The 25,853-nt window shown below is 69.0% G+C and carries 38 protein-coding genes, 3 other RNA genes and 1 pseudogene; 31 read left to right on the top strand and 11 right to left on the bottom strand.

Going from position 1 to position 25,853, the window contains the following annotated elements; translation table 11 throughout:
- Positions 1-11: 11 nt before the first annotated feature.
- From L6E10_RS29915 to L6E10_RS29815, 21 genes are all read left to right on the top strand, one after another.
- Complete coding sequence (locus L6E10_RS29915) at positions 12-596, top strand: hypothetical protein (protein WP_236223497.1); 585 nt, start codon at positions 12-14, stop codon at positions 594-596.
- 128 nt (positions 597-724) lie between these two features.
- Positions 725-973 carry a hypothetical protein gene (locus L6E10_RS29910; protein ID WP_236223496.1) on the top strand — a complete coding sequence of 83 codons (249 nt, stop codon included), beginning with the start codon at positions 725-727 and terminating at the stop codon, positions 971-973.
- 110 nt (positions 974-1,083) lie between these two features.
- Entirely contained in the window at positions 1,084-1,812 is a 729-nt protein-coding gene (locus L6E10_RS29905) for a DUF2786 domain-containing protein (protein WP_236223495.1), read from the top strand.
- Between the two features lie 6 nt (positions 1,813-1,818).
- Positions 1,819-1,884, top strand: an RNA gene (locus L6E10_RS29900) — hammerhead ribozyme type II.
- 15 nt (positions 1,885-1,899) lie between these two features.
- On the top strand, positions 1,900-2,238 hold the full coding sequence (locus L6E10_RS29895; protein ID WP_236223494.1) for a hypothetical protein: 339 nt from the start codon (positions 1,900-1,902) through the stop codon (positions 2,236-2,238).
- A 76-nt stretch (positions 2,239-2,314) separates the two neighbouring features.
- On the top strand, positions 2,315-2,677 hold the full coding sequence (locus L6E10_RS29890) for a hypothetical protein (protein WP_236223493.1): 363 nt from the start codon (positions 2,315-2,317) through the stop codon (positions 2,675-2,677).
- 3 nt (positions 2,678-2,680) lie between these two features.
- Positions 2,681-2,741, top strand: an RNA gene (locus tag L6E10_RS29885) — hammerhead ribozyme type II.
- 14 nt (positions 2,742-2,755) lie between these two features.
- Positions 2,756-3,199 (top strand): hypothetical protein, encoded by a 444-nt coding sequence (locus tag L6E10_RS29880; protein WP_236223492.1) that lies wholly within the window; start codon positions 2,756-2,758, stop codon positions 3,197-3,199.
- Positions 3,199-3,263: hammerhead ribozyme type II (locus L6E10_RS29875), an RNA gene on the top strand. Before L6E10_RS29880 ends, L6E10_RS29875 begins: the two co-directional genes overlap by 1 nt.
- Before the next feature lie 10 nt (positions 3,264-3,273).
- Positions 3,274-3,558, top strand: coding sequence for a hypothetical protein (locus tag L6E10_RS29870; protein WP_236223491.1), 285 nt, complete (start codon positions 3,274-3,276; stop codon positions 3,556-3,558).
- 62 nt (positions 3,559-3,620) lie between these two features.
- Complete coding sequence (locus L6E10_RS29865; RefSeq protein WP_236223490.1) at positions 3,621-3,947, top strand: dATP/dGTP diphosphohydrolase domain-containing protein; 327 nt, start codon at positions 3,621-3,623, stop codon at positions 3,945-3,947.
- Positions 3,947-4,270 (top strand): hypothetical protein, encoded by a 324-nt coding sequence (locus L6E10_RS29860; RefSeq protein WP_236223489.1) that lies wholly within the window; start codon positions 3,947-3,949, stop codon positions 4,268-4,270. Before L6E10_RS29865 ends, L6E10_RS29860 begins: the two co-directional genes overlap by 1 nt.
- Before the next feature lie 96 nt (positions 4,271-4,366).
- Entirely contained in the window at positions 4,367-4,831 is a 465-nt protein-coding gene (locus L6E10_RS29855; RefSeq protein ID WP_236223488.1) for a hypothetical protein, read from the top strand.
- Complete coding sequence (locus tag L6E10_RS29850) at positions 4,828-5,250, top strand: hypothetical protein (RefSeq protein WP_236223487.1); 423 nt, start codon at positions 4,828-4,830, stop codon at positions 5,248-5,250. Before L6E10_RS29855 ends, L6E10_RS29850 begins: the two co-directional genes overlap by 4 nt.
- A 73-nt stretch (positions 5,251-5,323) precedes the next feature.
- A complete protein-coding gene (locus L6E10_RS29845; protein WP_236223486.1) occupies positions 5,324-5,587 on the top strand; it encodes a hypothetical protein in 264 nt (87 codons plus the stop codon).
- Positions 5,584-5,778 carry a hypothetical protein gene (locus L6E10_RS29840; RefSeq protein ID WP_236223485.1) on the top strand — a complete coding sequence of 65 codons (195 nt, stop codon included), beginning with the start codon at positions 5,584-5,586 and terminating at the stop codon, positions 5,776-5,778. The genes L6E10_RS29845 and L6E10_RS29840 overlap by 4 nt, the downstream gene beginning before the upstream one ends.
- Entirely contained in the window at positions 5,775-6,068 is a 294-nt protein-coding gene (locus L6E10_RS29835) for a hypothetical protein (RefSeq protein WP_236223484.1), read from the top strand. The genes L6E10_RS29840 and L6E10_RS29835 overlap by 4 nt, the downstream gene beginning before the upstream one ends.
- On the top strand, positions 6,065-6,247 hold the full coding sequence (locus L6E10_RS29830) for a hypothetical protein (RefSeq protein ID WP_236223483.1): 183 nt from the start codon (positions 6,065-6,067) through the stop codon (positions 6,245-6,247). The genes L6E10_RS29835 and L6E10_RS29830 overlap by 4 nt, the downstream gene beginning before the upstream one ends.
- Entirely contained in the window at positions 6,244-6,660 is a 417-nt protein-coding gene (locus L6E10_RS29825; protein WP_236223482.1) for a hypothetical protein, read from the top strand. The genes L6E10_RS29830 and L6E10_RS29825 overlap by 4 nt, the downstream gene beginning before the upstream one ends.
- Complete coding sequence (locus tag L6E10_RS29820) at positions 6,657-7,043, top strand: hypothetical protein (protein WP_236223481.1); 387 nt, start codon at positions 6,657-6,659, stop codon at positions 7,041-7,043. The genes L6E10_RS29825 and L6E10_RS29820 overlap by 4 nt, the downstream gene beginning before the upstream one ends.
- Positions 7,044-7,185: 142 nt before the next feature.
- The gene (locus tag L6E10_RS29815) at positions 7,186-7,557 is read left to right on the top strand and encodes a hypothetical protein (RefSeq protein WP_236223480.1); all 372 of its coding nucleotides are present in this window, start codon (positions 7,186-7,188) and stop codon (positions 7,555-7,557) included.
- Positions 7,558-7,711: 154 nt separating this feature from the next.
- Here L6E10_RS29815 and L6E10_RS29810 read toward each other — a convergent pair whose 3' ends face one another.
- From L6E10_RS29810 to L6E10_RS29790, 5 genes and pseudogenes are all read right to left on the bottom strand, one after another.
- Positions 7,712-9,175: a recombinase family protein gene (locus tag L6E10_RS29810; RefSeq protein ID WP_236223479.1), complete on the bottom strand. Its 1,464-nt coding sequence runs from the start codon at positions 9,173-9,175 to the stop codon at positions 7,712-7,714.
- Positions 9,176-9,209: 34 nt separating this feature from the next.
- Positions 9,210-10,019, bottom strand: coding sequence for a hypothetical protein (locus L6E10_RS29805; protein WP_236223478.1), 810 nt, complete (start codon positions 10,017-10,019; stop codon positions 9,210-9,212).
- 112 nt (positions 10,020-10,131) lie between these two features.
- Positions 10,132-10,374: pseudogene (locus L6E10_RS29800) on the bottom strand (aldo/keto reductase); the annotation flags it as partial.
- Positions 10,375-10,406: 32 nt separating this feature from the next.
- Positions 10,407-11,039 (bottom strand): trans-aconitate 2-methyltransferase, encoded by a 633-nt coding sequence (locus tag L6E10_RS29795; RefSeq protein ID WP_236223477.1) that lies wholly within the window; start codon positions 11,037-11,039, stop codon positions 10,407-10,409.
- Positions 11,040-11,663, bottom strand: coding sequence for a DUF3043 domain-containing protein (locus L6E10_RS29790; protein ID WP_236223476.1), 624 nt, complete (start codon positions 11,661-11,663; stop codon positions 11,040-11,042).
- Positions 11,664-11,705: 42 nt separating this feature from the next.
- Between L6E10_RS29790 and L6E10_RS29785 the strand changes: the two genes are divergently transcribed.
- Both L6E10_RS29785 and L6E10_RS29780 read left to right on the top strand, forming a co-directional pair.
- Positions 11,706-12,743: a glycerate kinase gene (locus L6E10_RS29785; RefSeq protein ID WP_236223475.1), complete on the top strand. Its 1,038-nt coding sequence runs from the start codon at positions 11,706-11,708 to the stop codon at positions 12,741-12,743.
- 167 nt (positions 12,744-12,910) lie between these two features.
- The gene (locus L6E10_RS29780; protein WP_236223474.1) at positions 12,911-13,279 is read left to right on the top strand and encodes an iron-sulfur cluster assembly accessory protein; all 369 of its coding nucleotides are present in this window, start codon (positions 12,911-12,913) and stop codon (positions 13,277-13,279) included.
- 70 nt (positions 13,280-13,349) lie between these two features.
- Here L6E10_RS29780 and L6E10_RS29775 read toward each other — a convergent pair whose 3' ends face one another.
- Positions 13,350-13,523 (bottom strand): hypothetical protein, encoded by a 174-nt coding sequence (locus L6E10_RS29775; protein ID WP_157512842.1) that lies wholly within the window; start codon positions 13,521-13,523, stop codon positions 13,350-13,352.
- A 157-nt stretch (positions 13,524-13,680) separates the two neighbouring features.
- On the opposite strand from L6E10_RS29775, the gene L6E10_RS29770 reads away from it, so the two are divergent.
- Positions 13,681-14,613 carry a carbohydrate kinase family protein gene (locus tag L6E10_RS29770; RefSeq protein WP_236223756.1) on the top strand — a complete coding sequence of 311 codons (933 nt, stop codon included), beginning with the start codon at positions 13,681-13,683 and terminating at the stop codon, positions 14,611-14,613.
- A 7-nt stretch (positions 14,614-14,620) separates the two neighbouring features.
- On the top strand, positions 14,621-15,385 hold the full coding sequence (locus tag L6E10_RS29765; protein WP_236223473.1) for a class I SAM-dependent methyltransferase: 765 nt from the start codon (positions 14,621-14,623) through the stop codon (positions 15,383-15,385).
- 35 nt (positions 15,386-15,420) lie between these two features.
- On the opposite strand, the gene asnB is transcribed toward L6E10_RS29765, so the two are convergent.
- Positions 15,421-17,349: an asparagine synthase (glutamine-hydrolyzing) gene (asnB, locus tag L6E10_RS29760; protein ID WP_236223472.1), complete on the bottom strand. Its 1,929-nt coding sequence runs from the start codon at positions 17,347-17,349 to the stop codon at positions 15,421-15,423.
- A 181-nt stretch (positions 17,350-17,530) separates the two neighbouring features.
- On the opposite strand from asnB, the gene coxB reads away from it, so the two are divergent.
- A complete protein-coding gene (coxB, locus tag L6E10_RS29755; protein WP_236223471.1) occupies positions 17,531-18,463 on the top strand; it encodes a cytochrome c oxidase subunit II in 933 nt (310 codons plus the stop codon).
- 12 nt (positions 18,464-18,475) lie between these two features.
- Positions 18,476-18,892: a cytochrome c oxidase subunit 4 gene (locus tag L6E10_RS29750; RefSeq protein WP_236223470.1), complete on the top strand. Its 417-nt coding sequence runs from the start codon at positions 18,476-18,478 to the stop codon at positions 18,890-18,892.
- Between the two features lie 158 nt (positions 18,893-19,050).
- On the opposite strand, the gene L6E10_RS29745 is transcribed toward L6E10_RS29750, so the two are convergent.
- From L6E10_RS29745 to L6E10_RS29730, 4 genes are all read right to left on the bottom strand, one after another.
- On the bottom strand, positions 19,051-19,731 hold the full coding sequence (locus tag L6E10_RS29745) for a 1-acyl-sn-glycerol-3-phosphate acyltransferase (RefSeq protein WP_236223469.1): 681 nt from the start codon (positions 19,729-19,731) through the stop codon (positions 19,051-19,053).
- Positions 19,732-19,934: 203 nt separating this feature from the next.
- Entirely contained in the window at positions 19,935-20,975 is a 1,041-nt protein-coding gene (trpD, locus tag L6E10_RS29740; RefSeq protein ID WP_236223468.1) for an anthranilate phosphoribosyltransferase, read from the bottom strand.
- A 5-nt stretch (positions 20,976-20,980) separates the two neighbouring features.
- Entirely contained in the window at positions 20,981-21,391 is a 411-nt protein-coding gene (locus L6E10_RS29735; protein ID WP_236223467.1) for a hypothetical protein, read from the bottom strand.
- Positions 21,392-21,456: 65 nt separating this feature from the next.
- On the bottom strand, positions 21,457-21,846 hold the full coding sequence (locus tag L6E10_RS29730; RefSeq protein ID WP_236223466.1) for a hypothetical protein: 390 nt from the start codon (positions 21,844-21,846) through the stop codon (positions 21,457-21,459).
- 91 nt (positions 21,847-21,937) lie between these two features.
- Between L6E10_RS29730 and L6E10_RS29725 the strand changes: the two genes are divergently transcribed.
- The 4 genes from L6E10_RS29725 to L6E10_RS29710 form a co-directional block, all read left to right on the top strand.
- Positions 21,938-22,546: a heme-copper oxidase subunit III gene (locus tag L6E10_RS29725; RefSeq protein WP_236223465.1), complete on the top strand. Its 609-nt coding sequence runs from the start codon at positions 21,938-21,940 to the stop codon at positions 22,544-22,546.
- 62 nt (positions 22,547-22,608) lie between these two features.
- A complete protein-coding gene (locus L6E10_RS29720) occupies positions 22,609-23,421 on the top strand; it encodes a c-type cytochrome (protein WP_090100804.1) in 813 nt (270 codons plus the stop codon).
- On the top strand, positions 23,418-24,545 hold the full coding sequence (locus L6E10_RS29715; protein WP_236223464.1) for a ubiquinol-cytochrome c reductase iron-sulfur subunit: 1,128 nt from the start codon (positions 23,418-23,420) through the stop codon (positions 24,543-24,545). Before L6E10_RS29720 ends, L6E10_RS29715 begins: the two co-directional genes overlap by 4 nt.
- Positions 24,542-25,853: cytochrome bc complex cytochrome b subunit (locus L6E10_RS29710; protein WP_236223755.1), on the top strand; the 1,312-nt coding region annotated here is incomplete at its 3' end. The genes L6E10_RS29715 and L6E10_RS29710, both read left to right, overlap by 4 nt.

Genomic DNA, 25,853 nt, shown 5'->3' with positions numbered 1-25,853 from the left:
GGGGGAACGAAATGCCGTACGTGGTGACGAACGTGAACGGCTTCACGGTCAGCAAGGACGACCTGATCGACAACTTCCGCGGCGAGCCCGGCGTCTTCGTGGGCGTCACGAGGGGTGTCGAGCACAACGGCACCGCCAAGGTGTCGGTCCGCGACCTGAACGGTCGGGAGACCGAGAGCTACGCGGACGTCTGGCGCCTGCGGGTTCGGACGGTGAGCGAGTGGGTGCTCGCCCAGGATCTCAGCGCGATCTCGAACGAGAACGTCCGCGACATCATGAGGCTAATGGACGACGGGGCCGACCACTGGATGGACCCGCTGGACCTATGGGAAGCCTCGGAGGACCCGGAGCGGACCGCCTTCACCGTGCTGGACAGAGTGAGTGGCCGGAACGTCCACCTGCACCACGACGAGATCCGCCGAGCCTTCCTGGTGTTCGCGGACCCCGACCAGCAGATGGGCCACGACCGCTCGGCCCACTACTTCCAGAAGGCATGGGAGCACAGGGACGCGGACGGAATCCAGTCGCAGTACCTGGACACGGTCTCGGGTGACCTGATCGCGCAGTTCGCGTTCTTCGGGGAGATCAAGTACTGATGCTCCCCCCTCGGCAAGACCAGTGGTTTTTCAGATGACCGGCGAAACCGTGCCCCGCTGATCGCGGGGTCGGTCCCGAGGGCTGGCATCCCTCGGCTGACGAGCCTGCCGAACAAGAGGAGAGCGCCATGTTCAAGAGCGCGACCGGAGTCATCACCGCCTGGTGGCTGTTCCTGGGGGCGGGCGCACTGATCCTGGCCCTGTTTACCCCTGGCGAGCCTGCGGAGGACGACCCCGGCTTCAACTGCCGGACGCACCGCAACCAGGTGTGCGGCTTGCCGCACCCGTCCGATCCGGACGTCGTGATCCTGGTGCAGTTCAAGGACGGCGAGCCGGTCAGCGCGACCGTGCGCAAGCTCCCCGGCCAGGTGCGGTGATGACCGCCGCGCCCGAGATGGCGGACTGAATCCGCCGGCGAAACCCCTGACGGGGTCCGGCGGACTGGCATTCCGCCGCTGATGAGCCTGCCGCGAAAGGGAGTGCACCGATGGACGACGCCAACGACAAGATCAAGGGCAAGATCGCGGGCCTGCTCGCCAAGGCCGAGAGCACGACGCCCGAGGAGGCCGAGGCGCTCACCGCGCACGCCGAGCGGCTGATGCAGAAGTACCGGATCGACCGGGCCATGCTCGCTGCGCGCGGTGGCCGCCAGGCGGAGGAGCCGATCGAGGAGCGGCACATCATCTTCACCGGAACCTACGGCCGGAGCCTGCTGCGGATGGGGATCTCCATCGCGCGGGCCTACGGCAACCTGACCGTGCTCCAGCTCAAGGGCAAGGACTCGACCCTGATCCTCTGGGGCTACCGCTCCGACGTCGAGCAGGCCGAGCTGCTGGTGCGCAGCCTGCACATGCAGGCCATCTCCGCGATGTCGACGTGGTGGAGGGACCTCTACAAGCCGTCCTGGTGGGGGACTGCGGAGAAGACGGCGCAGCGCAAGTCCTTCCTCGTGGGCTTCGGCTTGGGCGCGGCCCAGCGCATGGGACGCAGCCAGCAGGAGGCGCTCCAGGCAGCCGAAAGCGGAGCGGAGCTGGTGTTGCTCGACCGGGCCAAGAGGGTGGAGCTCCACGTGCATCGGACGATCAAGGTCGGCAAGTCGCGCAGAGTCAAGACCCAGGTGACCGCCGAGGGCTTGCAGGCCGGACGTCAGGCCGGCGAGCAGGCCGACGTCGGCGAGAAGCGGATCGAGCGCGAGCGCCGGGCGCTCTCGCGCTGAACCCGAAGGCGAAACCGTCCAGTCCGGACGGTCCGGCGGGCTGGCGTCCCGCCGCTGATGAGCCTGCCACGAAAGGAAATGCGGACAATGAGCCAACTGAGGGAGTTCGCCGTCAGGCTTTGGGATGGCGAGAACGGAACGACGATCCGCCCGCTCGCGTACGACGCGGAGCAGGCCGAGCTGCTGGCCCGGCTGGTCGTGGGGACCTGGGGCGGGACCGCGGACGCGGAGGTGCGGGGCTGCCGGCCGACCTGTGACTACTGCGACGGCCTCGCGACGCGACTGGAGCGGGGGGCGCTGACGCCGATCTGCGCGCTGCACGCGAGAGAGCACTACGGCTCCGGGTGGCGCGCGGAGACGCTGCACCTGGGGGACAAGCACTTCGACGAGCTGCCCGAGCGAAAGCCGGTCGGCGCGAGCCGGTGATCGAGGCGAAACGCCGTGAGGCGTTCGTGGGGCTGGCATCCCTGCGCTGATGAGCCTGCCAGCAGGAGGAATCCCGATGCAGTTCTATGAGTTTCGGCAGTGCAACGTGCGCGGTCGATTCGTGTACGACTCGGAGCGCGGGATCACCAAGCACGTGGTGATCGAGGCGGCGACCGCGAAGGAAGCCAACAACCGGGCTCGCGAGATCGGCTTGGACTTCGACGACGAGGACGCCTGCTGCGGTCGGCGGTGGGTTCTGGCAGAGGACCACGACGGCAGCGGCGGCTACGACGAGCCGATCGTCGAGGACGGCTGCATGCCGGCTCGGGAACTCGTCCCCGACGCGAGCGACGACGAACTGAGGGGCGCGCACGTCTTCGTGCACTACGCGAACGGGCGGGTGCAGCCGCACGCGGTCTCGCTTCACCACCTTGCATGACCGAGGCGAAACGCCGTGAGGCGTCCGCAGGGCTGGCATCCCTGCGCTGATGAGCCTGCCACGACAGAGGAGAGCGCGATGACGACGACCAACGAGAAGAGGGGCTACTTCGGCGGCCTGTGCTACACGCCGGGCTGCCCGGAGACCGAGGCGATGGGGTCCTCGATCTACGACGCGGGCAACGAGCGCAACCGGTGCAAGGGGTGCCTCAACGCGCTCGACATCCTGATCCCGGCCATTCCGCAGGAGGTGTGGCGTCTGCGGCTGGTGGACGACGAGGCGATGAGCGCCCACGTGCGCCAGGTCGCGGCGCTGCCCTACGACGAGCTGCGCGAGCGCGCGGCACCCCTACTGGAGCGCAAGGAGCGCGCATACCAGGACTTTGCGCGCCTGGCGCGTGCGGCGGGGGACGGGGCGCTGGTGCGCGACCTCGTTGCGCGCATCGTCGAGGTGCCGCACCTGGTGATCGACGCGACGATCACGAACTTCTGGGCTCGGCACTTCAACGAGTCGAAGCAGTGAGGCGAAACCCGGCCGGCGCCGGGTCCGCAGGGCTGGCATCCCTGCGCTGATGAGCCTGCCACCAGGAGGTTTGAGTGCAGAACGGCACGATCCAGGCGCGTTTCCAGCAGTTCCACATGGACAACCCCGACGTCTTCGAGACGCTGGAGCGCCTCGCGGCCGAGTGGTTCTCGGCGGGGATGCGCAAGCTTGGGGTGAAGATGCTCTGGGAGACGATGCGCTGGGAGCGCAGCAAGCTCGCCGCGCCCGGCACGTTCGCCCTGAACGACGCCTACACCTCGCGCTACGCCCGCGAGCTGGTGAACCGGCACCCCGAGTGGGCGCCGTACATCGAGCTGCGCGAGCTGAGGGCCGCCTGATGGCGGCCACGGGCGAATCGCCCATGCCGGCCGCGCCGCTCAGGCGTGGCGAGGAGGTCCGCGTGGTGTCGGCGACCGGCGGGGAGAAGGGCAAGAAGCTGGCCTCGGTGGGCAGCCTCGACCCCAAGGCCCTGCTCGTGCTCGCCGAGGCGTCCGGATTCGGTGCGGCGAAGTACTCGCAGCACAACTACCTGCGCGGCTACGCCTGGAGCTTGAGCTTCGACGCCTGCCAGCGCCACCTGCTGGCGCACTGGGCCGGCGAGGAGCTGGACCCGGAGAGCGGCCTGCCGCACCTGGCGCACGCCGCCTGGCACTGCCTGGCGCTGCTGAGCTTCCAGCTCCGCGGCATCGGCGAGGACGACAGGTTCGACTCGCCTGGTCGCACCTGATGCAGTACGAGGACGCCCTGAAGGCGTGGGGTGCTCGGCGGATCGAGCGTGCCAACACCCGCTATGAGGTCGTGATCTCGCCGGAGACGGTGTCGGTCGACATGGACTTCAGCGAGGGCGTGCAGTGCTGCCCTCCCGGTCAGCGCGACTCGCTGTGCTACTGCTCGCAGGCCGAGAGCCCGCGGGCGCAGGTGCAGATTTGGGGTCAGGACGAGAACGGGGGCACCTGGTGCACCTCGATTCCCGCCGCCGACTTCGACTTCCGTGCGGTCCTCGGCGAGATCGTCGCCGAGGCAGACGGAATGATCCACAACTTCGGCTGAGTCCGCCGACGTGGCGATGTGTAACCCTAGTCAATCAGGTTGCACGATCCTTGCCCGATTGTGTAACCTGAGAGACGAACCAAGGGAGCTGCAACAGTGATCAACGAGAGCACGGCGAGCGCGGCCGGCGCCGACCCGCAGGGGCCGCAGTTCGAGGACGGGGACGACGTCGTCCTTCGCGCGCACCCCGAGTCCCAACTCTTCTCCATCATCGGGAAAGCCGAGATCCCCAGCGTTGCAGGGGAGCACTACTTCGGCCGCTCCGAGAGTGGAGGCGTGGTCCTGCTCCGCGCGACCGACATCATGCCCGCACCGACGCCCGAGGAGCCCACCCCCCTGCTCGTCTCGGGGGACGCGGTGCTCATCCTGTCCACCAAGTTCCCCGGCTGGGCGCCGGTCGGATCGACGGGCACCGTGAGCGACATCTTCCGCGGCGTGGTCTACGTCCGCATGACCGAGTCGGCTCACGTCATCCCCTTTGACCCCAAGGACATTCAGGTCATTCACACCACGCGGTGGCATGGCCGAGTGGGTAACTTGAGTGGTCGGGTCATCCGGTGAGGATCACCCCTCGCAAGCACGAGGTCGCGGCGATCGTGGAAGTGCTGGAAGACGGCAGCCACGACTCCGCGGAAGCCCTCGCGAAAGCCGTGATCAAGCGCGTAGGCGAGGTGCTCGCGGATCGCGAGTTCTACGCCTGGGTGCACCGATTCGGACCCGGCGAGCTGCAACTCGCCTGGGGGCCGTTCACCTCGGACAACGAGGTCGTCAAGTTCGCCACTCAGGCGAAGCTCGGCGGCGAGTCCATGTCGCTGCGCCTGTGCAGCACGGGCGCCATGACCGAGCGCGTGAAGAAGAACAAGGGCGTCCCGGTCGCGTCGTGCGACCAGTGCTTCCACCTCATGAGCGCCCACGAACTTCCCCGCTACGGCGGCAAGTGCCTGGCCCGCGGGTGCGCCTGCGGACACGACGAGCAGTAGTTCACCTCCCCCCTCCCCCTCGCTCGGGCCGCTTCGGAGACGGCCCGAGCAGAACCCCTCTGGATGTGACGTTGTGAGCTTCAAGACGGTTTCCCACGTGTGGTGCGAGCCCTGCAACAAGCGCGGCTTCGAGGACGAGCACGACGCCGAGAAGGCCCTCGGCCGCGCACGCGCTCGTCGGGAGCGCTGGGCCGACCAGAACAACCCGGCTTCTCGACGAGGCATGAAGCGGGAGAACCGCATCTACGAGTGCCCCGAGGGTCTGCTCCACCTCACCGAGCAGTCGCGCCGGGTCCACAACTCCCGCGCTGAGCGCTGGTCGGAGGTGGCGGCGTGAGCTGCCGGACCTGCCAGAGCCGACGCCTGAACGTCGGCCACGAGTACTCCAGCCTGCGCCGCCTCGTCCGCATGGCGGTCCGCAACGAGTCCCCGCGCAACCTCGCGCTCGTCGCCGCCGCACAGGCCAAGGTCGAGGACGCCAAGAACACGCTCGCCGAGCACGAGGCGTACTGCGAGGTGGTCGCGTGAGTCGCGCCCTCCAGGCGGCCCTGGCGGCGGTCGAGCACGCCGTCTACGACGAGAACGAGCGCGGCGGTGAGGCCCGCGGACTCCTGATGGAGATCGGCCGCCTGGTCGGGGTCGACCTCACGAGGGACCAGCCAGACGGCCAGACCTGGAGCCCGGCGAACATGCGCCGGGTCGTGGACGGGGTCGACAGCCTGCGCCGGCAGAACGCGCAACTCCGCGGACTTCCGCCGGACGGCTTCGCGCCGGGCGCGGTTCTCGAGAACGTCGACTTCCGCGAGCGTGGCTGGTGAGCATCCCGCCCCACCGCCGCGTGCCGTTCTACGTCGCGCTCGGCGACACGCCCGCCCAGCTCGTGGGCTACGTCGACCAACGCGAGCTGGCGCGCGACACGGACGCCGCACTGGTCTCGATCCTGCGCGACACCGCAGACGAGATCGAGCGTCAGGTCGCCGAGGAACACAGCCAGTGATCCTCTACTGCAAGGGGTGCCGGGCGGCCTGGTTGTCGCCCGGCGTCGCCGAGGACGGCTGGTTCGAGGCCATCCGCTGCACCTGCCCGATTGGTTCCGAACCCGACTTCGAGGACCTCGGCCGGCACGTCATCGGCGCCCTCCAGCGTCACGCCGCCGCGCACTACGAGGCGTGCGAGCCCGCGCTGTCGCCGTGGCCTGACGACCCGGACGGCTCGACGCTGCGGTTCTCCCGCGTGATCCGTGAAGTCCTCGACTGGGCCGCCGAGATGGCGGCCACCCCCTTCGGCTCGACGTTCGTGGGGCAAGCCCTCGCCCTGGAGCTCCACCTCGTCATCGCGAGGTCGCTGGAGCTGATCGACCCCCAATCCACCAGCACTGCCCCCTCCATTAAGGACGGTACAGCTCAGTGAACACCGGCCCCATCACCCGCAAGGCCCCCGAGCTTGCCCACGAGGGCGACCTCCTGATCGTCGCCTTCCCCGAGGAGCGACGCCACTACCCGCAGTTCCGTCACCAGCAGGTCATGGCGGCCTCGACGCCCCTGCTGTTCCGCCTGCGCGGCATGCGGTTCCGCCGCGCCTACTTCACCAGCAACGCGCAGAACCTCCGCGGCTTCGACCGCGTTGAGGACATGCTGCACGAGCTGGTCGCCCGCGGTCTCGGCGAGATGGTCGTGCACGTGGACGCCTACGGTCGCCTCGCGGACGCGGACAAGGCGCTCGAAGCGGAAGCGGAGGACCGGTACCGGGATCTCCTGCGCGCACTGCGCCAGGGCAGGGCGTTCGAGGCGTGACACTCGCCGAGCTGGACCAGCTCGCGCAGGACTACCTCGCCGAGCACCCGCCCCCGCCCCTGAATGACCTCCAGGTCGCGCACCTGCGCCGCCTGTTCAGCGCCGAGCCGCCCCGCCCAGCGGGGCAAGAGAGGATGGCCGCGTGAGCCAGCTCGACAGCGCACTGGAGCCCGACCCGCGCGAGGCCGGCCTGCCCCGCTGGGTCCAGAACAAGCTGGAGCGCCTGCGCGACTCGGCCCGGATCGCAGCTCGCGAGGTCGAGTACGCCGACCGGCGGGCGGAGGAGGCCAGGCTCGCCACCCTCCCCGCGGAGTCCGACGCGATCCTGACCGCGGCCAGCGACGAGGTGCCGATCGGCCTGGGCAAGGAACCTCGGGTCAAGTTCCGGCCGAACGCGCCGGACGGCAAGTACATCGAGGTCTGGTTGGAGCACGACGTCGTCTGGGTGCGCGGCCCGTGGGGGCTGGTCATCCACCCCTACTCGGGCAACGTCGCCAAGCTGACCTCGGCCTGAACGAACACCGAACGCGAAGGCGGGCATCCAGACTCGGGTGTCCCGCCTTTCTCCATGTGCCGGTTACGCGCTGCCTGGTCCAGCCGGGCAAGGTCGCCCTCGCGACACGAGAAAGCCCCTCCCGAATCCGGGAGGGGCTTTTTGCGTTTCCGGGCTACTTCGGTGCGTTGGCCCAGGTGATCTCGACGTTCTCGATGCCGAGGAAGGGCTTGAGGCCCCGGCCCGGCGTCTTGACCCGGATCTCCTGCATCAGCGCCTTGACGATCTCGCGCTTGCGCCCGATCGACAGGAGCGGCTGGTCGTCCTCGTCCGTGCCGTACCAGCGCTGCTCGACGTCATCGCGGCCGGCCAGCTCGACAAGCGCCTGCGACCTGCTCATCTGCTCCAGCTCGCCCTGGATGACCTCCAGGCGGGCCTTCAGCGCGGACGAGCCGGACGTGAGCTGCGCGAGCGTGATCAGCCCGCCGGCAAACGCCTCGCTCAGCTCCTTGAGGCGCGTGCTGGCGGCGAGCTGCTCATCGCGGAGCGCCTCCAGACGTCCGCCCTCCTTCTTGCCGAGCAGGCTCGGCGCGTCGGCCTGCATGAGGCGACGCAGCGCCACGCGCTCGATGAAGGTGTCGACGTCGCGGCGCTCGATCACCGTGCACTTGGTCGACGCGCTGCACTCGTAGACCTTGGTCGTGCACCCGGCGTCCTTGCGCGCCTTGCGGGTGGTGGCTCGCATCGGCGCCCCGCAGTCTCCGCACAGCGCGATCTTGGTCAGCAGGTTCAGCGGCTTCATGCCGCTGGCGAGCAACCCGGCCGGGCGCATGTCCTTGCCCCGCATCTTCAGCAGGTGCTGAAGGGAGTTGAACACGTCCTCGGTGAGGATCGCCGGCCACTTCGCGTCGGCGACGATCTCGCCGCGGTAGACCCGCTTGCCCATGTAGCGCGGATTGGTCAGCACCACCTTCACGCCCGAGGAGGACCACGTCGTGACCTTCCCGTTCCGGCGCTGGGAGGTGGTGAAGCCCTTCGCCGCCCACTCACGCGCGATCCCCGCCAGCGAGGCGTTCCCGTTGAGCAGGTCGTCGGCCGCCTTGCGGATGGCCTCGGCCTCGTCGGGCACAACGTCGGTCTGGTCGCTCGTGTACCCGAACGGCCTCATGCCGACCGTGCGCCCTCCTCGCGCGGCTCGCTGCTGATTGCCGGAGCGCTGCCGCTCGCCCTTGCGCTCGACCTCGGCGCGGGCGACGGCCGCCAGGATGCGGGCGACCATGCGGCCCACGTCCGTGGTGAGGTCGATGTCGCCCGTGGCCGTAGCCACGCCCACGCCGTGCCTGTCGCTGAGCAGGATCAACTGCTCCAGGTCGTTCATGTTCCGCGTAATGCGGTCCAGGTGCCAGGCGACCACGACATCGACCGCGCCGGACGTGATCATCTGGTTGATCTGCATCCAGCCCTTGCGGACCTTCTTGCCGTAGGCGGAGACCGAGTTGTCGATCACGACGTCGACCAGCGACCAGCCGCGGGCGACGATCAGGGCTCGGCAAGCCTCCTCCTGGCGCGTCACCGAGTTCTGCTCGCCCGTGATGTCGAGCGAGGCGCGGCAGTACACGACCGCCCGCTTGATCCCCACCGGGGAGGGTCCGTGGGCCGTAGGGGCGTTCAGCTCAGGCACCGACGCTCTCCTCTCCAGTCGTCGCGTTCAGGACCTGGCGCAGCCTGCGGTCGGACACGCCAAGCTCGGCGGCCACGGCCGCCTTGGTGGGCTTGCTCGGGGAGTCGAGGAGTTCCATCGCCCTCGCGCGCAGAACGTCGGAGGACACGCGCTTCCGCTTGCTCTCCTGGCCCTGCTTGATCGGCACGACGTCCGCGGCCGGAAGTTCCGGCTCTGCTCGCTCCGCTTCCGTCGCCGGCACCTGGGGCGGAACTTCCGCCTCGGCCTCGACGACCGGAACTTCCGGTGCCCGCTTGTGTGGAACTTGCGACACCGGAACATGGCGAACCTTAGACGGCTCCGGAACTTCCGGCAACTCGTTCATCTCAGGTTCCACACTGGAGGCCCGAGGAGTCGCCGGAAGTTCGGACAGGACGAGCTTGGTCAGTGCCATGAACGCGAGCGTGGGCACCGAGGAGAGCAGCCACCCGGAAGGGCTCGGCGTGGCGACGGCGAGCTGAGCGGCGAGGGAGAGCAGGCTCGCGCCCACGAGGATGGCGAGCGGGTACGTCACGCTGCGGCCACTGCGTCGCCGCTGCCTGATCGTGAGCAGGGCCGCGATGGGCACCAGCTCGGACACCGCGGCGTTGACCCAGCCGAACGCGCTGGGCGTGCCCGCCGGCAGGTGGATCATCGACCACTCGTGCACGTGCGTGAAGCTGACCGCGCCCGCGGCGCAGCCGACCGCGCCGAGGATGAGGACCTGCGCGCCGCGCTCGATGCGCTCCGTGCGCGTGGGTGTGGGCGTGTCTGGGCACGCCAAAGTAGGCTCTCGCATGGGTCGGGGGCCTTTCCCGATCAAGGGTCCAGGGCCGGTGTTCGCAGCACCGCCTGGACCCGCTTAGCTGGACCTTCTCAGGTTAGCCAAATCGGCACATTTTGGTGAGGATCTCGAGCGACTCGCGCCGCTCACCCTTGAGCGCGCGGCCGAGCACCGACTCCGCGGCGGTGTTGGCGTAGACGTCGGCGGTGTCGAAGGTCGTGATCCCCGACTCCAGCGCCGCCTTCACGCACGCGTGGGCCTGCTCCTCCTCGACCTGGGACCCGTGGGTGAGCCAGTTGCCGTACGAGATCTCACTGATGGACAGGCCGCTGCGGCCGAGTCGACGGAACTTCATACGTCCGAGCTTAGCCGAAGTCGTTCGTGCTGCTAATGAACTTCGGGTGCCCGCCAGACCAGCGAATACCGCCAGAACACGTGCCTGCGGATCCGCGCGCCGGGCACGATCTCCGCTGCCGCCGCGCGGATCTCCGGCAACGTCGGAGCTGTCGTCACGACCGGCATCTCGGGGTCGTGCGGCGAGCCGCCGGTGCCCCGCACGGCCTTCGCGAGGCCGACGGCCGCGTTCGCGGGCAACGCCACGAGCTCCACCGCCCGGTCCGCCCACGTGGCGGTCAGGTACAACCCGACGACGACCAGCGTGCCGCCCGGCTTCGTCAGCGCCGCGAGCCTGGCGAGGCCTTCACGCAACGGCAGGTCGTGCAGGCTCGCCTCCGCGGTGACCACGTCGTACCGCCCAAGGTCGTGCGTGAGCACGTCGCCGTGGATCCACCGCACGCGGTCGCTCGTCGCGCTCGCGCGCTCGATCATGCGCGCGCTGGCGTCGATCGCGGTGACCTCGTCCGCCCTGATCGACCGCGCCAGGTCACCGAGACCGCACCCGACGTCCAGCGCCGACCCGGCCCCGGACGGCAACCGCCGGAGGAGTCGGCGGCGGTACCACTCGTTGTGGTTCCACCGCAGCCTCTCCAGCAGCTGGAACTTGCGCGGCTTCCCGCGCACCTACTTGACGGCCTCGCCCGGCTTCACCCGCGGCTTGGGCACGCGGAGGCGGCGCAGCTGGCTCGCGCGGATGAACGAGTACCAGCCGATGGAGATGCCCTTGATCGGCTCGGTCGGGAACTTCGCCCGCACCTTGCGCGTGACGAGCCTGCCGAGCACGAGGCCCTCGATGACCATCGCGATCAGCATGAACGTCGTCGCCAGCGTCGCGTACCGCTGCACGGCCAGCGACGGGGTCAGCAGCGCCACGAACACCAGGATCGCGAGCGGCATGAACAGGCCCATGAGGTTGCGGCGCGAGTCGACCAGGTCGCGGATGTACGCCTTCACCGGACCGCGGTCGCGCGGCAGCAGGTACTTGTCCTCGCCCGCCATCATGCGCTGACGGCGCTCGGTGGCCGCGGCACGGCGCTCTTCCTTGCTCACCTTGTTGCCGCGCATGCGCTTGAACGCCTCGCGCTGCGTGCGAGGAGGCGGCGGAACGGGACCGGAACGCCTGGCCTGGGCCTCACGCCGCTTGGGCGTGGGCCGGCCCTTGCCCACGGAGGGGGAGGACTCGGCCTCGGTGGCCGGCTCGGGGGCCGGGGCTTCGGTGTCGGCGGCGTTGCGGCGCAGGAACCTCACGGCAACAGGGTAGGACAGCGGTCCTTCTGTACCTTTCGCGAGGTGCGCGTACTCATCGCCCCGGACTGCTTCGGCGGCACCCGGACCGCCCGCGAGGCCGCCGACGCCATCGCCACCGGCTGGCACGAGGCCAAGCCCGGCGACGTCGTCGTCCAACGCCCGCTCGCCGACGGGGGCCCCGGTTTCGTCGACGTCCTGCGGGCCGCGACGGAGGGCGACGTCCGGCACATCACCGTCACCGGCCCGCTCGGCGACGCCGTCGAAGCGCGCTGGCTCAGCAGCGTGCGCACCGACGGCCGCCGCGTCGCGTACATCGAGTCCGCCGAAGCGTGCGGTCTCCACCTCATCCCGGCCGAGGTCCGCCCGGAGTCCTGCGAGACGGCCACCACGCGAGGCGTCGGCGAGCTGATCGCGGCAGCCGTGGCCGACAACGATGTCATAACGGTCGGTCTCGGCGGCTCCGGCACGACCGACGGTGGCGCCGGCATGCTCGCCGCACTCGCCGACGCGGGCGTCGACCTGACTGATATATCGCTCGTGGCGGCCTCCGACGTCGAGAACCCGCTCCTCGGGCCGCACGGCGCCGCGCGCACGTTCGGTCCGCAGAAAGGCGCCTCGCCGGAAGCCGTCGAACGCCTCGAAGCGAAGCTCGCCGCCATGGAGGTCCTCCACGCCGTCGCCGACGTGCCCGGCGCCGGGGCGGCGGGCGGCCTGGGCGCCGCACTGCTCTCCCTGGGCGCGGCGGTGACGTCGGGCGCGGGACTGGTCCGCGAGCTCACCGGCCTCGACGCCGCCCTCGACGACGCCGACCTGGTCATCACCGGCGAGGGCAGCTTCGACTGGCAGTCGCTGCGCGGCAAGCTCATCACCGCCGTCGCCTCGGGCGCCGCCGACCGCGGCATCCCCTGCATCGCCATCGCGGGCCAGGTGAGCGTCGGCCGCCGCGAGATGGGCGCCGCCGGCGTCCAGGACGCCTACTCCGTCTCCGAGCACGTCGGCTCCGTGCACAAGTCGATTGCGGACGCGCGCAAAAGTCTCGTTGCAACGGCCGGGCACGTCGCGCGGCAGTGGTCGCGCTGAGTGCGGGAACCGACTGATATATCGGTTGGCCGGAGCGTGGTCTACGTGACAGTCGACACCCGGGGCGGCAAAGGGTGCCGTTGTGGGACCATGGGAGGCGGAACAAGGCGGGGAACGCCCGTGTTGTTGATGGGTGAACCGCCCGCAGAGGACCTCTTAGGAGAGCCATGACGACCGCTCAGGATGCCGCTTCGACCTCCCAGGCGCCGAGCCACGGCGTGACGCTGACCGATGCGGCCGCCGTCAAGGCCAAGGCGCTGCTCGACCAGGAGGGCCGCGACGACATGCACCTGCGCATCGCCGTCCAGCCCGGCGGGTGCGCGGGCCTGCGCTACCAGCTGTTCTTCGACGAGCGTTCGCTCGACGGTGACGCGCTGGTCGACTTCAACGGCATGAAGGTCGCCGTTGACCGCATGAGCGCGCCCTACGTCGAAGGCGCTGTCATCGACTTCGTGGACACGATCGAGAAGCAGGGCTTCACGATCGACAACCCGAACGCCGGCGGGTCGTGCGCCTGCGGCGACTCGTTCCACTAAGGCGAACAACGCGTGAGGCCGCGTTCCCGCATCGACGGGAACGCGGCCTCACGCGTGTGTGGGCCAGGAATCAGACGCCGTACTCGGCGAGACCTTCGACCTGGTGGGCGCACCGCTCGTCGACCTGCCACGGCGCGGCCGCGCGCGGGGCGGGGAGGGGGTGCTCGGGGTGGGTCAGAGCGAAGGGGAGCTGCGCGCAGTCCTCGATCAGCTCACTCATCGTGGTCGCCTCAGGGATCGTCACGCCCTGACCGTATTGGGACGGCTTGACCTGGGATAGCCCTACCAAACGGTAGTCTTCACAGCTGCACTCGTCCGGGTGAGCTGTCACCCAGTGCAACAAGAAATGAGGACTCGACGTGCCCCTAGCCGTGTGCGGCAGCATCGCGACCGACCACCTGATGCACTTCCCGGGTCGTTTCGCGGACCAGTTGGTCGCGGAGCGTCTCGACCGCGTGTCGCTGAGCTTCCTGGTCGACGACCTCGTGGTCCGCCGCGGTGGCATCGGCGCGAACATCGCGTTCGGGCTCGGCGTGCTCGGGGTGCGGCCGGTGCTCGTGGGTGCCGTCGGCAAGGACTTCGACGACTACCGCTCGTGGCTCGAGCGGCACGGCGTCGACACGTCCGGCGTGTACGTGTCCGAGGTCGCGCACACCGCGCGGTTCGTCTGCACGACGGACGACGACATGTGCCAGATCGCGTCCTTCTACGCCGGCGCGATGGCCGAGGCCCGCAACATCGAGCTCTCGCCGATCGCCGGCCGCGTCGAGAACCTCGAGCTCGTCGTCATCAGCCCGGACGACCCCGCGGCCATGCTCCGCCACGCCGAGGAGTGCCGTCAGCGCGGCTACCGGTTCGCCGTCGACCCCTCGCAGCAGCTCGCCCGCATGGACGGGGAGCAGGCGCGCGCGTTCGTCGAGGGCGCCGAGTACCTGTTCAGCAACGACTACGAGTGGGAACTGCTGCTGCAGAAGACCGGCTGGACCGAGGCGGACGTCCTCGCCCGCGTAGGCCGGCGCGTCACCACGCTCGGCGCCAAGGGCGTCGAGATCGTCGACCGCGACGGTTTCGCGCTGCACGTCCCCGCCGTCCCCGAGATCGCGAAGACCGACCCCACCGGCGTCGGCGACGGCTTCCGCGCGGGCTTCCTCGCCGGCACGGTGTCCGGCCTGAGCCTCGAACGCGCAGCTCAGCTGGGGTCGTTCATCGCCGTCGAGGTCCTCGAGACCGTCGGCACGCAGGAGTGGGTCCTCGAGCGCGACCCGGCCCTCGCCCGCATCCGCGGTGCATTCGGCGAAGAAGCAGCTGAGGAGATCGCCCCCGTCCTGCCATGATCGGACAATGGGGAAGTACCTGTTCGGCGACTCCGGTGAGTCGCTCGACCCGAAGTTCGACGCGCTGAGCTCCCTGCTCGACGCGGGCACGTTCGCCCGCGTCGAGCAGCTCGGCGTCGCAGACGGCTGGCGCTGCCTCGAGGTCGGGGGTGGGGGTGGCTCGGTCGCGAACTGGCTCGCCGACGTCGTCGCCCCGTCCGGCCACGTGACGGTCACCGACATCGACATCACACGGCTCGAGGAGCGCGACAACGTCACCGTGCTCGAGCACGACGTCGCGTCCAACGTCTTGCCGGGCAACGCCTTCGACCTGGTCCACGCCCGCCTGGTGCTCTTCCACCTGCCCCAGCGCGACGCCGTCCTGCGCAAGCTGCGCGACTCGTTGCGCCCCGGCGGCTGGCTCGTGCTCGACGAGTTCGACTGCCTCCCGCTCGAGGTCCTCTCCGCCGCCCCCGACGACGCGAAGCTGATCATGCGGGTGAAGAACGCCCTGCTGACGCTGCTCGAACACGCGGGCGCCGAACTGGCGTGGGGCGCGCGCATCGAAAGGGCGCTCCTCGACGCCGGCCTGCACGACGTCAGCGGCTCCCGCGAGGTGCGGGAGTGGCAGGGCGGGTCCGCCGGCTGCCGCCTGCTCGCCGCGACCGCCCGCCTGGTGCGCGCGAGGCTGCCGCTCACCGACGACGAGTTCGACCGCTACCTGGAGCTGATGTCCTTGCCCGAGACCGTCGTCAGCTCGTATGCGATGTGCAGCGCCCAGGGACGCCGCTGACGCGGGAGGGCCCCTCCGCGGAGGGGCCCTCGACGCTAGAGCTTGACCGGGTACTGCGGTTCCGGCACCACCGGCTTGATGCGGTCCTCGACGAAGATGCCGTGCCAGATCATGAACACCAGCAGCGCCCAGATGCGGCGGCTGTGGTCGAGCACGCCGGAGCGGTGCTCCTCGATCAGGCGCAGCACCGCGTTCTTGTCGATGTACCGGTCCGTCTGCGACGAACGCACGACGTCGACGGCCCAGTCGTGCATCTCGTCCTTGAGCCAGTGCCGGATCGGCACCGGGAAGCCCAGCTTGCGGCGGTTGAGCACGTGCGCCGGCACGATGTCGCGGATCGCCTTGCGCAGCGCGAACTTCGTCGTGTCCTTGGTGATCTTCAGCTCGCTGGGGATCTGCGACGCGATCTTGAAGACCTCGGGGTCGAGGAACGGGACGCGCAGCTCCAGCGAGTTCGCCATGGTCATCTTGTCGGCCTTGACCAGAATGTCGCCGCGCAGCCACGTGAACAGGTCGACGTGCTGCATGCGCGTGACCGGGTCCCAGTCGCGCGACTCGCGGTACGGCTGGGCCGTCACGTCCATGTGCGACACCGACGGGTCGTACGTCTTCAGCACCTGGCGCAGGTGGTCGTCGAGGAAGATGCGCGCGTTGCCGTAGTAGCGCTCCTCCAGCGTCAGGGCGCCGCGACGCAGCAGGTCCTTGCCGCGCACGCCGTGCGGGATCTTCGTGGAGACCACGCCCATGGCCTTGCGCAGCGCGCCCGGCACCTTCTCGAAGCCCGCCAGCGACAACGGCTCGCGGTAGATCGTGTACCCGCCGAACAGCTCGTCCGCGCCCTCACCGGACAGCACGACCTTCACGTGCCGGCGCGCCTCGCGGGCGATGAACCACAGCGGGACCAGCGCCGGGTCGGCCACCGGGTCGTCGAGGTACCACGTGATCAGCGGCAGCGAGTCCATCATCTCCTGCGCGCTGACCGTGCGGACCACGTGCTTCACGCCGATCAGCGCCGCCGACTCCGCGGCCACGTCGACCTCGGAGAAGCCCTGGCGCTCGAAGCCCGTCGTGAACGTGATCAGGTCCGGGTTGTGCTCCTTGGCGAGCGCCGCGACCACCGTCGAGTCGATGCCGCCGGACAGGAACGACCCGACCGTCACGTCCGCGCGCATGTGCTTGGCGACCGAGTCGCGCAGCGCCGCCGTGATCTCGTCGTAGAGGGCGTTCGCCTCCCCCTCGCTGCGCACCGTGCGCACCTTGAAGTGCGCGGGGAAGTACCGCTCGAACTTCGGCGACTCGCCCGGGACCAGCGTGAACGAGTGCCCGGACTCCACGCGGAAGATGTGGTCGTGCAGCGAGGCGGGCTCCGGCACGTACTGCAGCGTGAGGTAGTGCTGCAGGCCCTTGACGTTCATCTTCGGCACGATGCCGATCGAGGAGGCGATCTCCAGCAGGATCTTCTTCTCGCTGGAGAACGCGACGCCCGCCTGGCCCTGCGCCCAGTACAGCGGCTTGATGCCGAACGGGTCGCGCCCGCCGAAGACGACCTCGCGCTCGGAGTCCCAGATCATGAACGCGAACATGCCGCGCAGCTTCGTGATCGCCGCGGGACCGTAGTAGTGGTACGCGGCGACGATCGTCTCGGTGTCGCCGTCGGTGTGGAAGACCGCGCCGAACGACTCGGTCAGCTCCGCCCTCAGCTCCAGGTAGTTGTAGATCTCACCGTTGAAGTTGATCGTGTACCGGCCCGGCGACTCCGGCGGGCCCCAGGTCAGGGGCTGGTGCGAGTGCTCGATGTCGATGATGGAGAGGCGGTTGAAGCCGAACACGACCTCGTCGACCCGCCTGGTGCCGCTCTCGTCCGGCCCGCGGTGCCGCATGCAGCGCAGCGCCGCCTCCACCGCCGGGCGGGCGCTCTCGGCCTCGTTCTCGCTGGGGCAAACAAGTCCTGCCAGGCCGCACAAGGCTCTCGCACCTCTCAAGAAACATGAAGGGGAAGACCACGGGGAAGTCCCCAGTATGCCGAAGGGGCTCTGTGTGACCGAAACTGCACCGCAGCGGCGGTGCCCCCAAGGGGTGAGCGCGGTTGCGCTGGGCTACGCTCCCGCTTGATCCGTTGGCATGGAACGAGGAGGCGGGCGAGCAGTGGGCCTGAAGGAGGGCACCAGGGCATCCCGGCTGGCGAAGACCGCTGGGCTGGTAGGCCTGGTCGGTATCGGGGCCACCGGTTGCTCCACGGACGAGGTGCTGCGCTTCGGATGGCCGGTGGCCGTCACGCCGCAGGCCGAAGCGATGCGGGAGCTCTGGACCTGGTCCGTGATCGCCGCGCTCGTCGTCGGCGTCATCGTGTGGGGTCTGATCGCGTGGTCGGTGGTGTTCCACCGCAAGAAGTCGGAGGAACTGCCCCGTCAGACGGCGTACAACCTCCCGCTGGAGATCGTGCTCATCGTCGTGCCGACGGTGATCGTGGCGGTGTTGTTCTACTTCACCGCCGTGACGCAGAACTACGTCACGGACAAGTCGGGCAAGCCCGACGTGAACGTCGACGTCATCGCGTTCCAGTGGAACTGGGAGTTCCAGTACCCGGACCACAAGACCGAAGAGGGCAGCGTCGTCAGCACGGTCGGCACCTCGGGCGAGGTCCCGGTCATGGTGCTGCCGGCCGGCAAGCGCATCCAGTTCACGTTGCGCTCGACGGACGTCATCCACTCGTTCTTCGTGCCGGAGTTCCACTTCAAGCGGGACGTCTTCCCGCAGCCGGAGAAGAACAACCAGGACAACGTCTTCCAGATCGACCAGATCGACCGTCCCGGCGCGTTCGTCGGCCGGTGCGCCGAGCTCTGCGGCTCCTACCACGCCGTGATGAACTTCGAGGTCCGCGCCCTGGAGCAGGACGACTTCGAGAAGTACATCGAGCTGCGCAAGCAGGTCAACGAGAAGACGGGCAAGCCGTACACCACGGCCGAGGCGCTCTCGCAGGTCAACTGCGGTGAGCTGTGCGCGCCGCTGGCCACGACGACCACCCCGTTCAACACCGACCGGACGGCCCGCGAGGCCTCCGGCGCGGGTCAGAAGTAGGGACGCTCCGCGATGAAGATCGAAGCTCGCGTATTCGACCTGGTGATGGCCTTCTCGTTCCTGATGGCCGTCGTCTACGGCTACTGGACGCACCTGGCGACCGGCCACGTCGAGCCCACCGGCACGGTGGCGCTCGCGCTGACCGGTGGCCTGGCCCTCATCACCGGCACCTACTTCCGGTTCGTCGCCCGCCGCATCGAGGTGCGGCCCGAGGACAACCCGGACGCCGAGGTCTCCGACGGTGCCGGTGAGCTGGGCTTCTTCAGCCCCGGCTCGTACTGGCCGATCGGTCTCGCCGCCGCGGCGGCGACCACGGGTGTCGCGGTGGCGTTCTGGCACGTGTGGCTGCTCGTGATCGCCATCGTCATGGTGCTGATCGCGGTCGGCGGCCTGGTGTTCGAGTACCACACCGGCCCGAACCACGACTGACCTCCGACACACCGGATTTCGCCGAGGCCCTCTCCGTGCGCGGAGGGGGCCTCTGTCGTTTCCAGCGCTGATATCCCATATGTGATACATCGCATATCGCACGAAAAGAGCCCTCCCGCCGATTTGCCGGCGGGAGGGCTCTTTTCGTGCGTTCAGGGCTACGCGGCGACGGGCACCGGCGTCTTCTGGTACGCGTCCACGTACTCCTGGCCGCTCAGGTCCAGGATGCGGTAGATGATCTCGTCGGTGACGCTGCGCAGCACCGGCAGCGAGTCCTGCATGCCGTCGTAGCGGCTGAAGTCGAGGGGCTCGCCGAAGCGGACCGTCACCGGCACGATCTTCGGGAACCGGCTGCCGACCGGCTGGACCTTGTCCGTGCCGATGATGCCGACCGGGACGACCGGGGCGCCGGACTCGAGCGCCATGCGCGCCACGCCCGTGCGGCCGCGGTGCAGCATGCCGTCGAGCGAGCGGGTGCCCTCCGGGTAGATGGCGAACGCGTCGCCGCGGGCGAGGATCTCGGCGGCCGTGTCGAGCGCCGCTCGCGCGTCGCGGCCCTTGCCGCGGTGCACCGGCACGTGGCCGAGCGAGGAGAAGAACCAGCGCGACAGCGAGCCCTTGAGGCCGGTGCCCGTGAAGTACTCCGCCTTCGCGAGGAACGACACGCGGCGCGGGACGACCATCGGGATCACGACGCTGTCGATGAAGCTGAGGTGGTTGGCCGCCAGGATGACGGGGCCGTCGGTGGGGATGTTCTCCAGACCGTCCACCACCGGGCGGTAGACAAGACGGGCTGTGCGCGCGACGACGTGCTTCATCACCGGGTAGAGGAGGGCCATGACCCCCAGCATTCCAGGTGGGGGTTGCCGCGGCGTTACCACGTGGCGCGCATCTCGGCCCCGTCACTCGCTCGGACTACGCCGGTGCGGCGGTCGTGCGATCAGGGTCACGCACCGGCGACGAGGCGTGACGAAACTCGCCCTGTGACACCGGAGGCGGGCGGCCGCACGGGTTGTGCGCCCGCCCGCCTCCGGGACGAGGACTAGCCCTTCAACGACGCTGAGAGCTCCACCCAGCGGCTCAGCAGGGTCGCCGCCTTGCCCGAGTCGATGGCGTCGGCCGCACGGCTCAGCGAGGCCGTCAGGTCGGCGTGCAGGTCGTCGGAGAACCCGCCGTGCGCCGCGATGGCACCCGCCGCGTTCACGAGCACCGCGTCGCGCACCGACCCCGTCCTGCCGCCCACGAGGTCGCGGACCACCTGGGCGTTGACGGACGCGTCGCCGCCCTTCAAGTCCTCCTCGCGCGCCGGCTTCACGCCGAGCACCGCGGGGTCGATCGTCTCCGTGCGCACCACGCCGTCCTGCGCGAGCCAGGCGGACGTCGTCGTGGTGGTGGTGATCTCGTCGAGGCCGTCGTCACCCCGCACCACCAGCGCGGTGTTGCGGCGCCGCGCGAACACGCCGGCGATCAGCGGCGCCGCGGACGCCCGCGCGCAGCCGATCAGGCCGACGGAGGGCTGCGCCGGGTTCGTCAGCGGGCCGAGCAGGTTGAACGACGTGGGGATGCCGATCTCGCGCCGCACGGGACCCGCGTGCCGGAAGCCGGGGTGGAAGACCGGGGCGAAGCAGAAGCCGATGCCCAGCTCCCGCACGGTCGCCTGCACGCCCTCCGGCGGCAGGTCGATCGCGACGCCCAAGGCCTCCAGCACGTCCGCCGTGCCGCACTGCGACGACGCCGCCCGGTTGCCGTGCTTGACCACCGGAACACCCGCCGCGGCCGTGACGATCGCGGCCATCGTCGAGATGTTCACCGAACCGGAATGATCGCCGCCGGTGCCCACGATGTCGGCCGCCCGCACGTCCACCGTGAAACGGCGGGCGTGGTTCAGCATCATCGTCGCGAGGCCGTCGACCTCCTCCGGCGTCTCGCCCTTCGCGCGCAACGCGACGACGAACGCCGCGATCTGCGCCGGGGACGCCTCGCCCGACATCACCCGGTCCATGCCCCAGGCGGTGTCGTCGGCGGTCAGGTCGACGCCGTCGATCAGGCGGTTGAGCAGCGAGGGCCAGGTGCGCTGGCTCATGGCGATCAGCCCTTGACGACGGGAACAGCCGAGCCCCGCAGCACCTCGGCCACGGTCTCGGCGGCGGCCAGCGGGTCGAGCGGGTGCACCAGCACCGCGTCCGCCTGCGACCAGGTCGCGAGCCACCGGTCGTCCTTGCGGCGCACCGCCACGACGATCGGCGGGCAGTCGGTGATCTCGTCCTTGAGCTGGCGGGACAGGCCCATGCCCCCGGTCGGCTGCGCCTCGCCGTCGAGGATCAGCAGGTCGACGGTGCCGTTGTCCACCTCGTAGAGAACGTCCGCGATCGTGCCCACCTCGACGAAGTCGACCCGCGGCAGGTCCGGCGCGGGACGGCGGCCGACCGCAGTGATGATCGTCTCACGCACCTCGGGCCGGTGGCTGAACACCAGGATCTTCGTGGTCTGCGTGCTCATCTCTGGATCCTCCGCTGCGACTGCCGACTGCGGTCCTGAAGAAAGTGACCAAGGTCGCCGCGATGCTATCGGGCCGGTTGCAGGGCGTCCCACCCCAGGGCGTCGCCGCCGAGCCGTTGCGCCAGCGACGCCATCCGCGACCGCTCCTGGGCGCAGTGCAACGCGTCCAGCTTCTGCACCCGGCTGATGTGCGACACCTCGCCCGGCTCGACGACCCAGCCGTCCGGCTCCAGCAGTTCGCGCGCGCGTTCTACCTGCTCAGCGGGGATGCGCACGTGGTGGCGGAGCACGGCGGGCTCGTCGGCGCGCCACCGCGGGGAGCGCGCCAGAGCCGCCGAATCGGCCTCCGCGATGTCGAACGCCTCCACCACGACGACGAGCGACGGGTCGTCCATCGAGAGCGCGGGCACGGCCTCCCGCCGCAGCGCGTCCCGCAACCGGCTCAGCAAACCCATTCGTCCATCTCCTCGCGATAGCTGCGTGTGACCCAGCCGACCCATGATCTGCCCAGGACCCGATGGGCGGACGGAAATAGCGCAAGCAATAATGCTGCTCGTGACCACGGCAGCGCCTTCAATCGGCCAGCGCGTGCACTCGCTGAACCGCCCGAACATGGTCAGCGTCGGCACGATCGTCTGGCTGTCCAGCGAGCTCATGTTCTTCGCTGGCCTCTTCGCCATGTTCTTCACGGTGAAGGCCCAGAACGAGGGACCTTGGCCCCCGCCTCCCACCCACCTGAACATCCCCTACGCGTCGGTCTTCACGATCATCCTGGTCGCGTCGTCCTTCACCTGTCAGTGGGGCGTCTTCGCGGCGGAGCGGGGTGATGTCTTCGGTCTGCGTCGCTGGTACATCGTGACGCTGATCATGGGCGCGATCTTCGTGGGTGGTCAGGCCGGTGAGTACGTCGAGCTGGTCCACGCCGGGACGACGATCCCGTCCTCGGCCTACGGCACGGTCTTCTACCTGACGACCGGCTTCCACGGCCTGCACGTCATCGGCGGCCTGATCGCGTTCGTCTACCTGTTGATCCGGACGAAGCTCAGCAAGTTCACGCCGGCACAGGCCACCTCCGCGATCGTCGTGTCGTACTACTGGCACTTCGTCGACGTCGTGTGGATCGGCCTGTTCGCCATCATCTACATCGTGCCCTGACCTGGGTCAGCACGAAGCCAAGCCACGAGCTCCCGAACTGACAGCAAGGGTTGCCGCACACCATGACCACCACGACGAAACGCCCCCGCGGCGCCCGCACCAAGCTGCGCCGCCGGGTCGCCGGACTGCTCGCGCTGGGCTTCGGCCTGCTGAGCGCCGGCATGCTGTTCGCCGCCTTCGCGCCCCAGGCGCAGACCGCCCAGGCGCAGCAGCAGGACGCCCTGGTCCGCCAGGGTGAGCAGATCTACCTGAACACCTGCCTGAGCTGCCACGGCAGCTCCCTGGAGGGTGTCGAGGGCCGCGGGCCGAGCCTCGTCGGCGTCGGTGACGCCGCGGTCTACTTCCAGACTTCCTCCGGCCGCATGCCCATGGCGCGGCAGGAGGCGCAGGCCATCCGCAAGCCCGCGAAGCTCTCCCCCGAGCAGGTCAACGCGCTGATGGCCTACATCACCGCGAACGGTGGCGAGGGCCCGAAGAAGCCCTCCGAGTCCGGTGAGGCCCTGCGCGGCGACAACCCCGCCCGTGGTGGCGAGCTCTTCCGCCTCAACTGCGCCAGCTGCCACAACTTCACGGGTCGTGGTGGCGCGCTGTCCTCCGGCAAGTTCGCCCCTGCCCTCGACGGGGTGAGCGAGGAGCAGATCTACACGGCGATGCTGAGCGGCCCGCAGAACATGCCGAAGTTCGGCGAGCGGCAGCTCACGCCGGAAGAGAAGAAAGACATCATCGCGTACGTCAAGTCGGTCACCGACGGAAAGAACAACTCCGGCGGAAACGCCCTGGGCGGGTTCGGACCCGTGTCCGAGGGCTTGATCGCGTTCATCGTGGGCATCGCCGCGCTCATCGGCGTGACCCTCTGGATCGGAGCCAAGGCATGAGCGGCGACAAGCCGGTCGAGCTGCCCAGCGAGGCAGAGCTCGCGGAGATGAGCCGGGACGAGCTGGTCAGGCTCGGCACGAAGATGGACGGCGTCGAGCTCGTCCACTACGAGGAGAAGTTCCCGGTCGCCGGCACCCGCGCGGAGCGTCGCGCTCAGCGTTCGGTGGCCGCGTGGTTCCTCGTCTCCGCGCTGTCGGGCATCGCCTTCCTCGGCGTTTTCCTCTTCTGGCCGTGGGAGTACGAGTCCCCGTCGAACGAGACCGCGCACTTCCTGCACAACCTCTACAACCCGCTGATCGGCCTGTTCCTCGGCCTGTCGGTGCTGGGGCTGGGCGTCGGCGCGCTGCTCTACACGAAGAAGTTCCTGCCGGACGAGCTCGCGGTGCAGCAGCGCCACGACGGCCCGTCGACCCAGGTCGACCGCGCCACCCTCGTCGCGGAGCTCGCCGACGCGGGTGACCGCAGCGGCATCGCGCGCCGCAGCCTGATCAAGCGCACCGCGGGCCTCGGCGCCGGCGTGCTGGGTCTGGGCGTCGCCGCCGTTCCGCTGGGCGCGCTCGTCAAGAACCCGCACTCGGACAGCGAGACCAAGAACTCGCTGTGGCACACCGGCTGGAAGGCCGAAAAGGGCGAGAAGGTCTACCTGCGCCGCCACACCGGCAACTTCCACGAGGTCTCCCTCGTGCGTCCCGAGGACGTCGAGCCCGGCGGCTTCGAGACCGTCTTCCCGTTCCGCGAGTCCGAGCGCGACGACGAGCACGCCCTGGTCGCGGCCCTCAAGCGGGCCGACGCCCCGGTCATGCTCATCCGCATGCGCCCGAACCAGGCGATCACCAAGCGCGCGGGCCAGGAGGACTTCAACTACGGCGACCTCTACGCGTACTCGAAGATCTGCACGCACCTCGGGTGCCCCACGTCGCTGTTCGAGCAGCAGACCGGTCTGCTGCTCTGCCCGTGCCACCAGTCGCAGTTCGACGTCTTCGAATACGCCAAGCCGCGGTTCGGTCCGGCAACCCGTCCTCTGCCGCAGCTTCCGATCACTGTGGACGAAGACGGATACTTGGTAGCCCGCAGCGACTTCATCGAGGCTGTGGGACCGGCGTTCTGGGAGCGGAAGTCATGAGTGCCATCACCACGCCGACGAAGCCGGCCAACGCGGCCGCGCGCGTCGCAGGGGCGGCGGCCAACGCTGCCGACGAGCGCTTGCACGCGGCCTCGGGGTTGCGCAAGCAGTTGAACAAGGTCTTTCCGACGCATTGGTCGTTCTTGCTCGGTGAGATCGCGTTGTACAGCTTCATCGTGTTGTTGTTGTCGGGTACGTATCTGGCGTTGTTCTTCGATCCGTCGATGACGGAGGTCACCTACAACGGTGCGTTCGAGAATCTGCGCGGGATCGAGATGTCGCGGGCGTTCGCGTCCACGTTGGACATCTCGTTCGAGACCCGTGGTGGGTTGTTCGTGCGTCAGGTGCACCACTGGGCGGCGTTGCTGTTCATGGCGGCGATCGTGGTGCACATGTTCCGGATCTTCTTCACCGGTGCGTTCCGCAAGCCGCGTGAGATCAACTGGGTCATCGGCATCGTGTTGTTCATGCTGGGTGCGATCGAGGGTTTCCTGGGTTACTCGCTGCCCGATGACCTGCTCTCGGGTACGGGTCTGCGGGTGATGGCGGCGTTGCTGATCTCGTTCCCGGTGATCGGTACGTGGTTGAACTGGTTGATGTTCGGCGGGGAGTTCCCGGGCACGGACATCATCCCGATGCTGTACACGGCGCACATCCTGATCATTCCGGCGATCATCCTGGGGTTGATCGCGGCGCACTTGGCGTTGGTGTGGTATCAGAAGCACACGCAGTTCCCGGGGGTGGGCCGCAAGGAGACCAACGTGGTCGGTGTGCGGATCATGCCGGTGTTCGCGGCCAAGGGTGGCGGGTTCTTCGCGATCGTGGTGGGGGTGATCGCGGTCATGGGTGGGGTGTTCCAGATCAACCCGATCTGGAACATCGGCCCGTACAACCCCGCGCAGGTGTCGGCGGGTTCGCAGCCGGACTGGTACATGGGCTGGACCGACGGTTTGGTGCGGATCTGGCCGGCGTGGGAGTTCTACCTGGGCAACTACACGATTCCGGCGCCGTTTTTGCCGTTCATCCTGGGGTTGCCGTTGCTGACCGGTATCGCGGCGGCGTATCCGTGGATCGAGCGCAGGATGACCAAGGACTACGCGCATCACAACCTGTTGCAGCGTCCGCGTGATGTGCCGGTGCGCACGTCGCTGGGCTGGATGGCGATCACGTACTTCATGGTGCTGCTGTTGATGGGTGCGAACGACATCTTCGCCTACCAGTTCGACATTTCGTTGAACTTGACGACGTGGATGGGCCGTATCGGCATGCTGGTGCTGCCGCCGGTGGCGTATTTCCTCTCCTACCGGA

Origin of the sequence: Lentzea sp. CC55, assembly GCF_021056325.1 — a bacterium.
Classification (GTDB): domain Bacteria; phylum Actinomycetota; class Actinomycetes; order Mycobacteriales; family Pseudonocardiaceae; genus Lentzea; species Lentzea jiangxiensis.
This window is presented reverse-complemented; position numbering and strand designations above follow the sequence as displayed.